A 17,272-nucleotide genomic window follows, 5' to 3' on the forward strand; every position below is an offset into this window, starting at 1 on the left:
GGGGTGGACGGCTCCTTCGGCGCGTTCGTGACGCGGGCCGGCGCGGCGGGCAGGTTGGTCGTGCAGCCGAGGATGGGGATGAGCGATCCCCGCCTGATGCGTGCCGGCCTGGTCGCCACCCGCGACGCGGCGGCCACCACGGTCGGCACGATCACCCTGGATAGCTATACCCGCGTCGGCGACCACGCCGCAGCCCGCGCTGCGCTGCGCGACGGGCTGGACCTCAACGGGTACCCGGTCGTCGCGCACGACCTCGCCACCACGGCGGGGGTGCTCGACGGCGTGCTGGACGCGCGGTTCCCGGTGCAGGTGCGCCACGGTTCGGCGGCACCGCAGGACATCGTGGCCGTGTTGGTCGCCGCCGGACTGCACGCCACCGAGGGCGGTCCGGTGTCCTACTGCCTGCCCTACAGCCGGATCCCGCTGCGTGAGTCGGTGCTGAACTGGGCCGAGTGCTGCATGCGGCTCGCCGCCGTCCGCGAGCACGGCATCGAGCCGCATCTGGAATCCTTCGGCGGCTGCATGATGGGCCAGCTGTGCCCGCCGAGCTTGCTGGTGGCGATCTCCGTGCTGGAGGGCCTGTTCTTCCGCCAGCACGGGCTGCGCAGCGTGTCGCTGAGCTACGCCCAGCAGACCAACCAGGCACAGGACATGGAGGCGGTGCGCTCGCTGCGCCAGTTGGCCGCCGAGCATTTGCACGGGCTGGACTGGCATGTCGTGATCTACGCGTACATGGGCGTCTACCCGCGCACTCCGGACGGTGCGAGCCTGCTGCTGGAACAGGCCGCACGCCTGGCCGTGTGTTCCGGGGCGCAACGGCTGATCGTCAAGACCGTCGCCGAGGCACACCGGATCCCGACCATCGCCGAGAACGTGGCCGCGCTGGAGCTGGCCGCGCGCGCGGCCGACGACGAAGGTGGCACGGCGGCCGTCGCCGCAACCCGCACCGGCATCGAGGACACCGGGATCCTCGCGGAGGCGCGGGCACTCGTGAACGCCGTCCTCGACCTGTCGCCAGACCTGGGCGTGGCGCTGGTCCGAGCGTTCGAGCGGGGGTACCTGGACGTTCCGTTCTGCCTGCACCCGGACAACCCTGGCCGGGCCCGCAGCCGGCTCGACGACCGCGGACGCCTGCACTGGTCGGGGATCGGCTCGATGCCGCTCGGCGGGCTGGTGCGCCCGCGGCCGGTGCCGGGGCTGACCGCGGCCGGGCTGTTGCGCTCACTGTCCTACGTGGAACGCCGCTACGACCACGCCGCCCTCGAACGCTCGGCGACCGGACAACCCGCGGTCGCCGCCGCCGGTCTGATTGGAGACGAACCCGTGAACATCGGCAACGACGCCGCGCGGCCACCTGGGCCGCGCGAGCACCTGGCTTCACCCGTCACCCGGACGGTGCTGACCATCCAGCACCGGATGCTCGACGCGGCGCGGGAGTACCTGCGCGGCGAGGGCTTCACCGAGCTCCTGCCGCCGGTCATCGGCCCGGTCACCGACCCGGGCGCGCGTGGCGCCAAGCAGGTCGACGTCGACTACTACGGCCACCGCTACAAACTGATGACCAGCGCGATCCTGTACAAGCAGGCATCGCTCACCGCGTTCGACAAGATCTTCTGCATCGCACCGAACGTGCGGCTCGAGCCCCTGGAGACATCCTCCACCAGCCGCCACCTCGCCGAGTTCCACCAAGTCGACGTGGAGATGGCGGGCGCGACGCGCGAGCGGATCATGGCGGTCGCCGAGGGCCTGGTCAGCCACGTGGTGCGGCGCGTGGTGACCGAACTGCCCGCGGAGCTGGAGTCGCTCGGACGGGACACCAGCGCGTTCGCCGACCTGCTCGACGGCGGGTTCGAGCGGCGCACACACGCCGCCGCGGTCGCCGACCTGCACGGGATGGGCCACGACCAGAACGCGGACGCCGAGATCGACTGGGTGGGCGAGGCGATGCTGTCTCACAAGTCCAGCAGGCCGTTCTTCATCACCGACTACCCCAAGGGATCGCGCGGGTTCTACGACCGGGAGAACACCGAGCGGCCGGGTTTCCTGCGCAACTTCGACCTGATCGCCGCCGAGGGCTACGGGGAGCTGTGCAGCGGCAGCGAGCGGGAGAACGACTACGCCACCATCGTCACCCGGATGCGCGAGACTGGGGAGAACCCGGCTAAGTACGGCTGGTACCTGCGGATGGTGCGCGACGGCGTGCCGGCCAGCGCCGGGTTCGGCATTGGGCTGGAGCGGTTCACCCGATACGTCGCCGGCCTGGACCACGTCTGGCAGGCCAGTGCGTACCCGAAGGTCCCCGGCGTGGTGGCGCCGTGAACGTGCTGCGGGCGGACACCTTTCCGGCGGAGGCGGTCCGCGAGCGGGCCCGTGCCGGCACAGCCGCGGCGTTCCCGCCGCTCGGTGAGTACGGACGCACCCTGTTCGGCGCGGAGCGTCCACACGAGACGGATGAGCTCGATGCCGCGCGATTGGTGCCGCCGGTGTTCGTACCACGGCGGCTGGAGAAGCTGATCGAGCTGGCACGTGAACCGGTGTACCGCGACGTCGTGCTGGACACCGAGATCGGCGGGTTCCGCTCGCCGCTGCCGGTGTACCTGTCCGCGTTCGGGTCGACGCAGGTGGCCAGCGTCGACCTCGGGGTGGCGGCCAGCGCCCAGGCGGGCCGCCTCGGCATCCCGATGGTCGTCGGGGAGAACGTGGTGCCGGTCGACGGGTACCGCCGCGTCGGCGGTGCCGCGGGCGCGCGATCGCTGCTCGGCCGGATCACCGCCTACGCCGACGCGCTCCCCGACCGGTTCGGCGGGCTCGTGGTGCAGCAGAGCACCGAGGACGCCGACGCGGAGGTGTGGAACCTCGTCTACAGCGACCCGTCGGCGCGTTCCCTGCTGGAGTCGGGACGCCTCGGGTTCGAGCTGAAGGTCGGGCAGGGCGCCAAGCCGGGCCTGGGCGGGATGACCGTTCTCGACGCGCCGGCCGCCGCGCGGCTGGGCGACGCGTTCGACGTGGACGCGGTGTTCGGGCCCGGAGCGGACAGGCAGCTGCGCTGCGCGAGCCCCGGCACCTTCACCGAGGAGGTTCTCCGCCAGCAGATCCGGTTGATGCGCAACAACTTCCCCCGGGCGAGGGTGTGGGTGAAGCTGCCGCCGGGCCGCGACGTCGGCCTGGCCGCGTCGGTGGCGTGGGAGGCAGGCACGGACGCGGTCACCGTCGACGGCGCAGAAGGCGGGACGGGCTGGGCACCGATGTCCTTCCTGGACCACGTGGGCCTGCCGCTGGCGGAGTGCCTGCGCCGCGTCGGTGAGCCCGCCGGATGCCTGCTGGCGTCCGGCCGGATGTGGGAGGGCACCCGCGCGGTCAAGAGCCTCGCGCTCGGCGCCCGCGCGGTCGGGCTCGGCCGTGCTGCCCTGATAGCCGTCGACACCGACGCCGGGCGGGGCCTGGCCAACCTCGTCGAGTGCCTCGCCCTGGAGATGCGGCTGCTGATCAGCGCGCTGGGCAAGTACACCCCCGCAGACCTGGGCGTGGACGACGTGTGGCGGTCCGCCGCGCAGGTGCGCGAGCCGGTCGCCGAACCGATGGGAGGCGTGCGCGGATGACCCACTCAGCACGACCGCGGCGGGCGGACCGCCTCCGCCGTCCAGGTTTCCGACGCGAGGCGGTGCCGGCATGACCACCGTCCACACCAAACCCGACGTGGCCACCCGCCTGATGGCCAACCGGAACTTCCGGTTGCTGTGGGCGGGTGAGGCGACGAGCAAGGTGGGCAGCGCCGTCACGGGCGTCGCGTTCCCATTGGTCGCGGTCGTCACCCTGCAGGCCGGCACGATCGCCATGGGCGTGATCAACGCGATGGCCTGGCTGCCGTGGCTGCTGCTCGGCCTGCCGGCCGGGGCGTGGATCGACCGCCGCTCACGGCGCACGACCATGCTCACCGCGGACGTGGTTTCGATCGTGGCGCTGCTCAGCGTGCCGCTCGCGGCGCTGGCGGGCGTGCTCACCATCGCCCACCTGGTCGCCGTCGCCTTCGTCGTCGGCGCGGCCTCGATGTTCTTCAGCACCGCCTACCAGGCGTTCCTGCCCGCGGTGGTGACCAAGAAGGACCTGTCCGAGGCCAACGCGAAACTGCAGGGCACCGATCAGGTCGCCAACCTCGCCGGGCCGGGCCTCGGCGGCCTGATCACCCAGTGGGCAGGCGCGGTCATCGGCCTGGTGGTCGACGTCGTCACCTTTGCGGTGTCGGCGCTCTGCCTGAGCCGGACGGAGGTGGCGGAGACCGTCGAGCGCAAGCAGCGCGACACCACGCTGCGGCGCGAGATCGGCGAGGGCCTGCGGTTCGTGTTCCGGGATCGCTACCTGCGAGTGCTCACCCTCAGCGCGGCCGTCGACAACCTCACCCTCAACGCGATGTACGCGCTCACCGTGTTCTTCCTGATCCGCACGGTCGGCGCGGAACCGGGCGTGGTCGGCTTCCTGTTCGCGGCGGACTTCGTCGGCGGGCTGATCGGCGCGATGGTGGCCCGCAGGGCGGGGGAGCGGTTCGGCACCGCGCGCACCCTGCTGGGATTCTCCATCGGCTGCGCGCCGTTCGGGTTGCTGATCCCGCTCACCCACGACGGTCTCGGACTCGGCTTCTTCGTGGCCGGTCTGCTGGTGCCGTCCATCGGCATGGTCGTGGGCAACGTGATGTCCACCGGCTTCCGGCAGGCCTACTGCCCGCCCGGCCTGCTCGGCCGGATGTACGCCAGCTCGCGGTTCATCCAGTTCGGGGTGAATCCGCTCGGTGCCGTGCTCGGCGGCGTGCTCGGCGCGGCCGTCGGCGTCCGCGAGGCGCTGTGGATCGTGCTGGTCGCCGCCATGCTCGGCAGGTTCGTCCGGCTCATCGGCCCCATCAAGTCCCACCGCGACCTGCCCACCGAACCGCCGGCGCACCTGCGGCCGGCCACCACAGAGGAGACATCGTGACCAACCCGTTCGACAACCCCGACGGCGTGTTCCTGGTGCTCGTCAACGCCGAGAACCAGCACTCGCTGTGGCCGGAACACATCGCCGTGCCCGCCGGCTGGACCACCGCGTTCGGCCCGGACAACCGGCAGGCCTGCCTCGACCACGTCGAGGCCAACTGGACCGACCTGCGGCCCGCGAGCCTCGCTCGCGGCTGACCGTCCACTCGCGAATCGAAAGGTGCGGTTGACGGTGACCCAGTCGCAGCAGCGGGAGCGTGAGCTCGCCGGCCCGGGGGCGGGCCCGGCGCGCATGTGCCTGCATCAGATGTTCGAGGGCCAGGCGCGGCTCGCGCCGGACGCCACCGCGGTGGTGTCCGGGGACGACCGGTTGACCTACGGCCGACTGGACCGCCGCGCGACGACCCTGGCCGGTGGGCTCGTCACCCGAGGTGTGGGCCGGGGCGACGTCGTCGGGGTGCACCTCGACCGCGGGATCGACATGGTGGTGGCGGTGCTCGCCGTGCTCAAGGCGGGCGCCGCGTACACCATGCTCGACCCGGCCTTCCCCGCGGCGCGGCTGCGGGCGGTGCTGGCCCAGGCGGGCGCGTCGGTGGTGGTGACCGGGAACGGGTCGCTGTTCCCCGGCGTGACCGCGGTGCCGGTGACGGCCGAGGACCCGGCCGTGCCGCCGGTGCCGGTCGGTCCTGGCGACCCGGCGTGCGTGATGTTCACGTCGGGGTCGTCCGGCCGCCCCAAGGGGATCGTCACCCCGCACGGCGCCATCGTCGACACCCTGCTCGGACAGTCCTACGTGGACTTCGACCCCGCCGAGGTGTGGCTGCAGTGCGCCCCGGTGTCGTGGGACGCCTTCGCCCTGGAGCTGTTCGGCCCGCTGCTGTCCGGCGCGGTCTGCGTGCTGCACCCGGGTGGCAGCCCGGCACCGGAGGTGATCGCCGACCTGGTGGCCAGGCACGGCGTAACCACGCTGCACGTCTCGGCGAGTCTGCTCAACTACCTGGTCGACGAGCACCCGTCGGTCTTCGCCGCGATCCGCCAGGTGATGACCGGCGGCGAGGCGGCGTCGGTCGTGCACGTCGAGCGGCTGCTGCGGCTGCGGCCGGACGTGGTGCTGGTCAACGGGTACTCCCCGGCGGAGAGCACGATCTTCACCGCGACGCACACCGTGACCGCCGCCGACCTCGAGCACCCCACCATCCCGGTCGGACGGGCGCTGGCGGGCAAGCGCCTGCACGTGCTCGACGACGCGCTGAACCCGGTGACCAGCGGTGAGCTGTACATGGCCGGTGGCGGTCTCGCGCACGGCTACGCCGGCCAGCCGTCACTGACCGCGGAACGGTTCGTGGCCAACGTCTTCAAGCCCGGTGAGCGGATGTACCGCACCGGAGATCTGGTGCGGTGGCGACCCGACGGGGCGCTGGAGTTCCTCGGCCGCGCCGACGACCAGGTCAAGATCCGCGGCTTCCGGATCGAGCCGGCCGAGGTGCAGGCGGCCCTCCTGCGCCACCCCGGGGTGCGGCAGGCCGCCGTGGTGGTCCGCGAGGACGTGCCGGGCGCCAAGCGCCTGGTCGCCTACGTGGTGGGGGAGGTGGACGGCCTCCGGGCGCACGCGCGCGATCTGCTGCCCGATCACATGGTGCCGTCGGCCTTCGTCGGGGTGGACGCGCTGCCGGTCACCCCGAACGGCAAGCTCGACAAGGCGGCGCTGCCCGCGCCCCGGACGACCGGTGTCGCACCGCGCACTCCACGCGAGGCGGCGCTGTGCGAGCTGTTCGCCGACGTGCTCGGGACCGGCCCGGTCGGCATCGACGACGACTTCTTCGCACTCGGCGGTCACTCGTTGCTGGCCGCCCGGCTGATCGGCAAGGTCCGCACCGCGCTCGGGCTGGAACTTGACCTGCGGACGCTGCTCGACCGGCCGACTGTCGCCGCGCTCGCGCCGGTGCTGGTGACCGGGTCGACGCGACCGCCGCTGACCGCCCGTCCGCGCCCGGCGCTGCCGCCCCTGTCGCACGCCCAGCACCGGTTGTGGTTCGTCGACCACCTCGAGAGCGGCCGCGCCAAGCACAATATCGCCCGGTTGATGCGCTTCACCGGCCCCGCGGACCCCGCCGCGCTGCGGGCCGCGGCGATGGACCTGACCCATCGCCACGAACCGCTGCGCACGATCTTCCCCGCGTTGGCGGGCGAGCCGGTACAGCAGATCGTGGACCGCGACATCGCCCGCCCGCCGGTGCGCGTGGTCGAGACGCCCGGTGCCGACGCGGCGGTCCATGCCGAGATCGACGCGGTCGACGCGGCGATCTATGCCGAGGTCGAGCGGGTCTTCGACCTCGAGAGGGAGCTGCCGCTGCGGCTGAGCGTGTTCGACACCGGAGGCGAGCACCTCGTACTGCTCGTCGTGCACCACATCGCCTGCGACGGCTGGTCGATGCGCCCGCTTTTGCACGACCTCACCACCGCCTACGATGCCCGCCGGCGCGGTGCCGCGCCGGTGTGGCCGGACCTGCCGGTCGGCTACGTCGACTACGCCCTGTGGCACCGCGAGCTGCCGCACGCGGAGCAGCTGGACTTCTGGCGCGCGGAGCTCGCCGGGGTGCCCGCCGAGGTCCCGCTGCCGACCGACCGCCCTCGGCCCGCCACCCCGACGTTCCGCGGCGCCACCGTCGGCTTCCGGCTCGACGCCGAGGCGACCGCGCGCGTCGCCGAACTCGCCGGGCAGACCAGGACGACGACGTTCATGGTGCTGCACGCGGCGCTGGCCGCGCTGCTCAGCAGGCTCGGTGCCGGCACGGACGTCCCGATCGGCTCGGTGGTCGCGGGCCGGACCGACGAGGCGCTCGCCGATCTGGTCGGGTTCTTCGTCAACACCGTGACCCTGCGGGTGGACACCGCGGGCGACCCGTCGCTGCGCGAGCTGCTCGGCCGGGTCCGCGAGACCGACCTGCGGGCCTTCGCCCACCAGGACGTGCCGTTCGATCAGGTCGTCGAGGCGGTGAACCCGCCGCGCGGGGCGCGCCACCCGCTGTTCCAGGTGATGCTGGTCCTGCAGAACAACGAGGACGACAGCGCACCCGTCCGACCGGGGTGGACGAAGTTCGACCTGACCGTGGACGTCACCGAACGGGCGGACGGGATCGACGGCGTGCTGGAGTACGCCACCGACCTGTTCGACGCCGAGACCGTCGCCGCCATGGCCGACCGGCTGGTCCGCCTGCTAGCCGCCGACCCGGACACGCCGATCGGCGCGGTGGACCTGCTCACCGCCGGCGAGCGCGCCCTGATCCTCGCCACCAACGAGACCGCGGCCGACGTCCCCGACCGCACGCTGCACGAGCTCGTCGCCGAGCAGGCCAGAGCCAACCCGGACGCACCCGCGGTGGTCGACGCGACCGGCGCGCTCACCTACGGCGAGCTGGAAGCGCGGGCCGACCGGCTCGCCAGGGCGCTGGACGTGCGCGACGAGGTCGTCGGCGTGTTCCTGGAGCGCGGCATCGACCAGGTGGTGGCGCTGCTGGCCGTGCTGAAGGCGGGAGCGGCCTACACGCTGCTCGACCCGGCCTTCCCGGACGCCCGGCTCAACGCGATCCCGCTGCCACTGGTGGTCACCAACCGCGCCCTCGCGTCCCGGCTGACCGGCGAGGTGCTGTGCGTCGAGGACGCGCAGCCGCGTCACGAGCTGCCCGCGCGGACGGACCCGAGGGCGTGGGCCTGCGTCATGTTCACCTCCGGGTCGACCGGTGTGCCCAAGGGCGTCACCTCCTCCCACAAGGTGCTGGTCGGCACCTACTTCGCCCAGCTCTACGGCACCTTCGGGCCGGACGAGGTATTCCTGCAGTGCGCCCCGGTGTCGTGGGACGCCTTCGCGCTGGAACTGTTCGGCGCGCTGCTGCACGGCGGCCTGTGCGTTCTGCACCCCGACGGGCTGCCGGACCCCGACCTGATCGCCGACCTGGTCACCCGGCACGGGGTGACCATGCTGCAGGCCTCCGCGAGCCTGTTCAACCACCTGGTCGACCACTACCCACAGGCCTTCGCCGGGGTGCGGCAGGCGTTCACCAGCGGCGAGGCCGCGTCGCCGACGCACGTGGTCGAGGCGCACCGCCGCGACCCCGGCATGCGGGTGGTGAACGGCTACGGCCCGGCCGAGAGCATGGGGTTCACCACCTGGTACCAAGTGGACGACACCACCGACCCGGCGGCGCCGTCCGTCCCCATCGGACTCCCGCTCACCAACAAGCGCGCACACGTCCTCGACGCTCGGCTCGGCTTGGTGCCCCCCGGCGTGGTGGGGGAGATCTACCTCGCCGGGATCGGCATCGCCGACGGCTACCTCGGCCGCTCCGACCTGACCGCCGAGCGGTTCGTGGCCGACCCGTACGGGCCGCCCGGCACCCGGATGTACCGGACCGGGGACCTCGGCCGCCGCGACCGCGCGGGCGTGCTCGATTACCTCGGCCGCATCGACCACCAGGTGAAGATCCGCGGCTTCCGGGTCGAGCCCGCCGAGGTGGCCGCCGCGGTCAACGAACACGCCGACGTCGCCCAGGTCGCGGTGCTGGCGCTCGACCAGCAGCTGGTCGCCTACGTGGTTCCCGCCCGGCCGGTGGTCCCCGCCGACCTGCGCCGGCACACCGCCGACCGGCTGCCGGCGCACATGGTGCCGGTCTTCGTCCTGCTGGACGAGCTGCCGCGCACCCCGAACGGCAAGCTCGACCGGGCGGCGTTGCCCGCCCCGGACCACGTCGCCGACGCGGCCGGCCGCGCCCCGCGCGACCCCCGCGAGGAGATCCTCTGTGGACTGTTCGCCGAGGTGCTCGGCCTCGCCGAAATCACGATCGACGACGACTTCTTCGCCCTGGGAGGGCACTCCCTGCTCGCCACCAGGGTGGTGAGCAGGGCACGCACCGCACTGGGCGTGGAGCTGGCGATCGCCGACCTGTTCGCCGCGCCGACCGTCGCCGGGCTCGCCGAGCGGCTCGACACCGCCACCGCGGCCCGCGCCGCACTGGTCCGCACGGCGCGGGCGGCGCACGTCCCGCTGTCGTCTGCCCAACACCGGCTCTGGTTCACCCACCAGGCGGGCGGGGCGGGCGAGACCTACAACGCGCCGCAGGCCCTGCACGTCGACGGTCCCCTCGACCTCGACGCGCTGTCGGCGGCCGTAGCCGACCTCGCGCACCGCCACGAGGTGCTGCGCACCGTTCTCCCGGTCGCCGACGGCGTCCCGCACCAGGTGGTCACCGACGCCGTCCCGGACGTCGCGGTCGTCGATGTCGCCGACGGTCTCATCGCGGCGGCGCGGCACCGGTTCGACCTGGCGGCCGAGCCGCCGCTGCGGGTCGTCGTCCACCGCGAGTCAGCCGACCGGCACGTGGTCCTGCTCGTGCTGCACCACATCGCCTGCGACGGCTGGTCGATGCGCCCGCTGCTGCGCGACCTCGCCACCGCCTACGCCGCCCGGCTCGCCGGCGATGCTCCACGGTGGACGGAGCTGCCGGTCGCCTACGCCGACTACGCGGTCTGGCACCGCGACCTGCTGGGCGCCGAGGACGACCAGGAGAGCCTCGCCGCGGCACAGCTGGCGTTCTGGCGGGCGGAGCTCGCCGGGCTCCCGGAGGCGCTGCCCACCGAGCGGCCGCGGCCCGCGGTATTCGACCCGGCCGGTGCGTCGGTCCCGTTCACCGTCCCGGCCGACGTGCACGCCAGGCTGCGCGCCCTGGCCCGCACCGAACAGGTAACGGTCTTCATGGTGCTGCAGGCCGCCCTGGCGGCAGTGCTGACCCGGCACGGCGCGGGCACCGACATCCCGATCGGCACTCCCGTCGCGGGCCGGACCGACGAGGCGCTCGACGACCTGGTCGGCTTCTTCGTCAACACCCTCGTGTTGCGCACCGACACCTCGGGCGACCCGAACTTCCGCGAGCTGCTGGCCCGCGTCCGGGGGCGCGATCTCGCCGCGTTCGCCAACCAGGACGTGCCGTTCGAGCGGGTCGTCGACGCGGTCAACCCCGGCCGCTCGCCCGCGTGGCACCCGCTATTCCAGGTGATGCTCGTCCTGCAGAGCAACGCGGTGACCGACCTGCGCCTCGGTGACGCGCCGGTCCGGCCGGAGCCGATCCGCACGGGAACGGCCAAGTTCGACCTGCTGCTCGAGGTCCGGGAGGGCGACGACGGCATCAGCGGCGTGCTGGAGTTCCCCGCCGCCCTGTTCGAACCCGGCACCGTCGAGCGGCTCGGGAGCAGGCTCGTGCGCCTGCTCGACCGGGTGACCGCGGAGCCAGACACCCCGATCGGCGCCGTCGACCTGACCGGCGAGGCGGAGCGGCGGCTGTTCGCCAGCTGGAACGACGCAGCCTCGCGGGCCCCGTCCGACACCCGGGTGCACGAGCTGTTCGAGCGGCAGGCCGCGCGGCGCCCCGGCGCGCTCGCCGTCATCGCGGGCGAGGACCGCGTCGGCTACGGCGAGCTGGACGCGCGGGCCAACCGCACGGCTCGCGCGCTGGTCGCCGCGGGCGCCGAGCCGGGGACAGTCATCGGCGTGCACCTCGACCGCGGCGTGGACATGGTCGTCGCCGTGCTCGCCGTGCTGAAGGCGGGGGCCGCCTACACGATGCTCGACCCCGAGTTCCCGCCTGCGCGGCTCAGCGCCGCGATCGAGGCGGCCGGGGTGCGGCTGGCGGTCACCGACGCCGAGCTTCCCGGCGTCCGCGCCGTGCGGGTCGCCATCGACGGCGACCCCGGCCCGCTCGTCGTCCCCGGCTCGTCGGAGGACGTCGCGTGCGTGATGTTCACCTCCGGGTCGACCGGCAGACCCAAGGGGATCCTCACCCCGCACCGGGCGCTGGCAGGAACCCTGACCGGTCAGTCCTACGTGGACTTCGCGGACGACGCGGTGTGGTTGCAGTGCTCGCCCGTCTCCTGGGACGCCTTCGCGCTGGAGCTGTTCGGCCCGCTGCTCTCCGGCGGGACGTGCGTGCTGCACCCCGGCGGCAGCCCGCGACCGGAGACGATCGCCGACCTGGTCGCCGCGCACGGCGTCACTACGCTGCATGTGTCGGCGAGCCTGCTGAACTACCTGGTCGACGAGCACCCGGAGACCTTCGACGCGGTCCGGCAGGTGATGACCGGTGGCGAGGCCGCCTCGGTCGCGCACGTCGGCCGGCTGCTCGACAGGCGCCCCGGGCTGCGCCTCGTCAACGGCTACGCCCCGGCCGAGTGCACGATCTTCACCGTCACCCACCGGATGCGGCTCGCCGACGTCGAGCGCGGCTCGATCCCGGTCGGTGCCCCGATCGCGGGCAAGGGCTGCCACGTCCTGGACGAGCGGCTCGCCATGGTGCCGGTCGGCGTCCCCGGCGAGCTGTACATGTCAGGAGTCGGGACCGCGCACGGCTACGCGGGCGAGGCGGGCCTGACGGCCCAGCGGTTCGTGGCGAGCCCATTCGGCGCGGGGGAGCGGCTGTACCGCACCGGCGACCTGGTGCGCTGGCGTGCCGACGGGGTGCTCGAATACCTCGGCCGGACCGACGACCAGGTCAAGATCCGCGGGTTCCGGGTCGAGCCCGCCGAGGTGCAGGCGGCGTTGCTGCGCCACCCCGACGCCCGCCAGGCGGCGGTCGTGGTCCGTGCGGACGTGCCGGGCGACAAGCGGCTCGTGGCCTACGTCGTCACGGGCGGCGGGGTCACTCCGGCCGCGATGCGCGACCACCTCCGCGACCTGCTGCCCGATCACCTTGTCCCGTCGGCGATCGTGCCGCTCGACGCGCTGCCGATCACCGGCAACGGCAAGCTCGACCGGTCCGCACTGCCTGTGCCGGAGGTGCTGACCGCCGGGCGGCGGGCGTGCACGCCGACCGAGGAGATCCTCTGCGGGCTCTTCGCCGACGTGCTCGGCCTGCCCGCGGTGGGCCCGGACGACGACTTCTTCGCCCTCGGCGGGCACTCGCTGCTCGCCGCCCGGCTGCTCGGCCGCATCCGGTCCGCCCTGTCGGCCGAGGTCGACATCCGTACCCTGTTCCAGACCCCGACACCGGCGTCGATCGCCCGTCGGCTCCTCGCGGCGGCCCGGCCCACGGTCCGGCGCGGCCACGAAGGCGACGGTGGCGACGGCGAGCTCACGGTCTCCTTCGCCCAGCAGCGCATGTGGTTTCTGGGCGAGGTCGAGCGCGCCGCCGCCTACAACGTCCCGCTGGCCTACCGCTTGCGCGGCACGCTCGACGAGGCTGCGCTCTACCGGGCGGTGTCCGACCTGATGGCGCGCCACGACGTCTTGCGCACGGTGTATCCCGCGGTCGGCGGCCGTCCCCGGCCGCGGCTGGTGGAGCCGCGGGCCGTGGTCGAGGTGTTCCACTGCACGCCGCGGGAGTACCCGACCGCCCGCGATCGCGCGATCGGGCACGTGTTCGACCTCGCCACGGAGGTCCCGCTGCGGGTGTCGGTGTTCGTGCTCGGACCGGACGAGGCGGTGTTGCTGCTCGTGCTGCACCACATCGCCTGCGACGGCTGGTCGGTGGCACCGCTCGTCGGTGACCTCGCCACCGCCTACGCCAGCCGCCTGGCCGATGCCGGTCCGGAGTGGACGGAACTGCCGGTGCGGTACGCGGACTATGCGCGGTGGCAGCGCGAGCTGCTCGGCACGGAGGACGAGCCGACGGACATCGCGACCGGCCAGCTCGATTTCTGGCGGGCAGAGCTCGCCGGCCTGCCGGACTCCCCGGTGCTGCCGACCGACCGCGCCCGTCCGGCGCTGGCCGCGTCCGACGGCGACATCGTCGGGTTCACCCTGCCCGCCGGCCTCACCGCCCGGCTCGCCGAAGTCGCTCGCGCCCACCAGGTCACGGTGTTCATGGTCTGGCATGCGGTACTCGCCGCGGCGCTGAGCAGGGCCGGTGCCGGCACCGACATCCCGATCGGCGCCCCGGTCGCCGGCCGCGGCGACCGCGCCCTCGACGACTTGGTCGGGTTCTTCGTCAACACGCTGGTGCTGCGCACCGACACCTCGGCCGATCCGACGTTCGGCGAGTTGCTTGCGCGGGTCCGGGAACGCGATCTGGCCGCGTTCGCCAACCAGGACGTGCCCTTCGAGCGCGTGGTGGAGGCGGTGAACCCGGCGCGGTCGCTGTCGTGGCACCCGCTGTTCCAGGTGGTGCTGGTCGTCGACGGCGACGAGCCCGCCTGTCCGCGCCTGCCCGGGCTCGACAGCGCCGTCGAGCCGATCGAGGTGCCGGCCGCCAAGTTCGACCTCACCCTGACCATCGGCGGGGCCGGCGGCTCGCTCTGCTACGCCACGAGCCTGTTCGAGCGCGCCACCGCCGAGTCGTTCGTCGCGCGCCTCGTGCGGCTGCTCGACGCCGTCCTCACCGACCAGGACGTCCGCATCGGTGCCGTCGACCTGCTCAGCGACGATGAGCGGCACGGGATCTTGCTGGAGTGGAACGACACCGCGACCGACGCGCCGCTGCATCGGTGCGTGCACGAGCTGTTCGCCGAGCAGGCCGCTCGCACCCCGGACACCGTCGCGCTGGTGCTCGGCGACGAGTGGAGGACCTACCGGGAGCTGGACGGCCGCGCCAACCGGCTCGCCCGCCACCTGGTGGCGCTCGGCGTCCGGCCGGGGGTTGTCGTCGGTATCCACCTCGACCGCGGGTTCGAACTGGTCGCCGCGCTCCTCGCGGTCCTCAAGGCGGGTGCCGCGTACACATTGCTCGACCCGGACTTCCCGGCACGGCGGCTGCGGGCAGCCGTCGAGCGGACAGCGGCGCCGGTCGTGGTCACCACGTCTGACCGGGCCGGCCTGTTGCCCGGGGTGCGGACCGTGGTCGCCGCCGACGTCGCCGGGACGGCCGAGACCGGCCCCGGGGTGCCGGTCGGCCCGGACGCGCTGGCGTGCGTCATGTTCACCTCGGGCTCGACCGGCGGCCCCAAGGGCGTCGCCGCCCCGCACCGTGCGCTGACCGGGACGTTCACCGGGCAGTCCTATGTGGACTTCGGCCCGGACGAGGTGTTCCTCCAGTGCGCGCCGGTGTCCTGGGATGCCTTCGCGCTCGAGCTGTTCGGCGCGCTGCTGTTCGGCGCGACCTGCGTGCTGCACCCCGGTCAGCGGCCGGAGCCCGCGCTGATCGCCGAGCTCACCGCCCGGCACGGGGTCACCATGCTCCAGATGTCGGCCAGTCTGTTCAACCACATGCTCGACGAGCACCCCGCGGTCTTCCGGGGGCTTCGCTGGGCGATTACCGCAGGGGAGTCCGCTTCCGTGACACACGTCGAAGAGGTGTCCCGGCGCCACCCGGGCCTGGGAGTCGTCAACGGGTACGGTCCGGCCGAGAGCATGGGCCTCACCACGGCACACCGAGCCGGGGCCGAGGTGGCGCCGCTGTCGTCGGTGCCGATCGGCGGACCGGTCGCCAACAAGCGCGCCTACGTGCTCGACGACGCGCTGCGGCTGGTCCCGCCCGGCGTGCCCGGTGAGCTGTACGTGGCGGGTGTCGGCCTCGCCAAGGGCTACGTCGGCCGGCCCGCGCTGTCCGCGGAGCGGTTCGTCGCCAACCCCTACGGCGGGCCTGGTGAGCGGATGTACCGCACCGGCGACCTGGTGCGGTGGCGCGCCGACGGCGTGCTGGACTTCCTGGGCCGCGCCGACGACCAGGTCAAGATCCGCGGCTTCCGGGTCGAGCCCGGCGAGGTGGCGACCGTGCTGTCCGCACACCCGGCCGCGGCGCAGGTGGCGGCGATCGTCCGTGAGGACCGCCCCGGTGACATGCGGCTCGTGGCCTACGTCGTGCCCGCCCGCGGCGCGAACGACGTGGCCGCCGCGCTGCGCCGGTACGCCGAGGACCGGCTGCCGCAGTACCTGGTGCCCTCGTCGATCGTGGAGCTGACCGCCCTGCCGCTCACCCCCAACGGCAAGCTCGACCGGCGAGCCCTGCCCGCCCCCGACCTCGGTCCTGACCTCGCGGGCCGCGGCCCGCGCAACCCGCGCGAGGAGATCCTCTGCGGGCTGTTCGCGGAACTGCTCGGCCTGCCCGAGGTCGGCATCGACGACGACTTCTTCCTGCTGGGCGGCCACTCCCTGCTGGCGACCCGGCTGATCAGCAAGGTGCGTGCGGCGCTGGGCGTCGAGGTGCCCATCCAGAGGTTGTTCCAGTGGCCGACGGTCGCGGGCATCAGCGAGCGGATCGCCGACGTGGACGCCGCCCGGCCGGCGCTGCGGCCGGCCGAGCGGCCCGAGACCGTGCCGCTGTCGTTCGCCCAGCAGCGCCTGTGGTTCCTCGACCGGCTCGACGGCCCCAGCGCGACCTACAACGCGCCGCTGGCGCTGCGCCTGCGCGGGGAGCTCGACCTCGCCGCGCTGACCGAGGCGCTCGGCGACGTCGTCGACCGGCACGAGGCGCTGCGGACGGTGTTCCCGGTCGTCGACGGACAGCCGCACCAGCGGCTCGTCGACGCGCGGATCGAGCCGACGGTGGTGAGCTGCGCGGAGGAGGACCTGGCCGGGGCACTCGCCGCCGCGGTCGCCCAGCCGCACGACCTGTCCCGGACCGACCGGCCGCCGCTGGCCGTCACGGTGTTCGAGCTGGCCCCGGACGACAACGTGCTGCTGATCCTGCTGCACCACATCGCCAGCGACGGCTGGTCGCTCGGCCCGCTGCTCACCGACCTGTCCACCGCCTACACCGCCCGCAGGGACCGCACGAATCCCGAGTGGACGGACCTGCCGGTGCAGTACGCGGATTACACGCTGTGGCAGCACGACCTGCTCGGCGACGAGACGGACCCGGCGAGCCTGGCCGCCCGCCAGGTGGCGTTCTGGCGCGAGACCCTCGCCGACCTGCCCGAGGAGCTCGCATTGCCGACCGACCGGCCCCGCCCCGCCGTCGCGGGCAACCGGGGTGACGTCGTGTCCCTGCGCCTGGACGGCGAACTGCGCAACCGCCTGGTCGAGCTGGCCCGCGCCAATCAGGTCACCCTGTTCATGACGCTGCAGGCCGCGCTCGCCGCGCTGCTCACGAGGCTCGGTGCCGGCGAGGACGTCCCGATCGGCTCACCGGTCGCCGGGCGGACGGACGAGGCGCTCGACGAGCTGGTCGGGTTCTTCGTCAACACCCTGGTGCTGCGCACGCCGGTGTCGGGCGCGGCGTCGTTCGCCGACCACGTCGCGTCCGTGAAGGAGGTCGACCTGGCGGCGTTCTCGCACGCGGACGTCCCGTTCGAGCAGGTCGTCGAGCGGCTCAACCCGCCTCGCTCGGCCGCGCGCAACCCGCTGTTCGGTGTGCTGGTCGGCTACCACCACATCGGCGCGCAGTCGT

Annotated in this window: 5 protein-coding genes; all 5 read left to right on the forward strand. The window is 73.4% G+C overall.

The window, feature by feature from the left end; translation table 11 throughout:
* Positions 1-3 precede the first annotated feature (3 nt).
* Complete coding sequence (locus tag VH969_RS34440; RefSeq protein ID WP_414638417.1) at positions 4-2,319, forward strand: amino acid--tRNA ligase-related protein; 2,316 nt, start codon at positions 4-6, stop codon at positions 2,317-2,319.
* Complete coding sequence (locus VH969_RS02945) at positions 2,316-3,599, forward strand: glutamate synthase-related protein (protein WP_331969916.1); 1,284 nt, start codon at positions 2,316-2,318, stop codon at positions 3,597-3,599. The genes VH969_RS34440 and VH969_RS02945 overlap by 4 nt, the downstream gene beginning before the upstream one ends.
* 70 nt (positions 3,600-3,669) lie before the next feature.
* Positions 3,670-4,965: an MFS transporter gene (locus tag VH969_RS02950; protein WP_331969919.1), complete on the forward strand. Its 1,296-nt coding sequence runs from the start codon at positions 3,670-3,672 to the stop codon at positions 4,963-4,965.
* On the forward strand, positions 4,962-5,162 hold the full coding sequence (locus tag VH969_RS02955) for an MbtH family protein (protein ID WP_331969922.1): 201 nt from the start codon (positions 4,962-4,964) through the stop codon (positions 5,160-5,162). Before VH969_RS02950 ends, VH969_RS02955 begins: the two co-directional genes overlap by 4 nt.
* Positions 5,163-5,196: 34 nt before the next feature.
* The coding region (locus VH969_RS02960) for a non-ribosomal peptide synthetase (RefSeq protein ID WP_331969924.1) at positions 5,197-17,272 on the forward strand (12,076 nt) is incomplete at its 3' end.

The sequence above is a fragment of the Actinophytocola sp. genome (genome assembly GCF_036555685.1).
GTDB lineage: Bacteria > Actinomycetota > Actinomycetes > Mycobacteriales > Pseudonocardiaceae > Actinophytocola.

Coding starts and splice junctions, on each gene's coding strand:
- VH969_RS02950 (WP_331969919.1), top strand. CDS start 3,670: ATGACCACCGTCCACACCAAACCCGACGTGGCCACCCGCCTGATGGCC.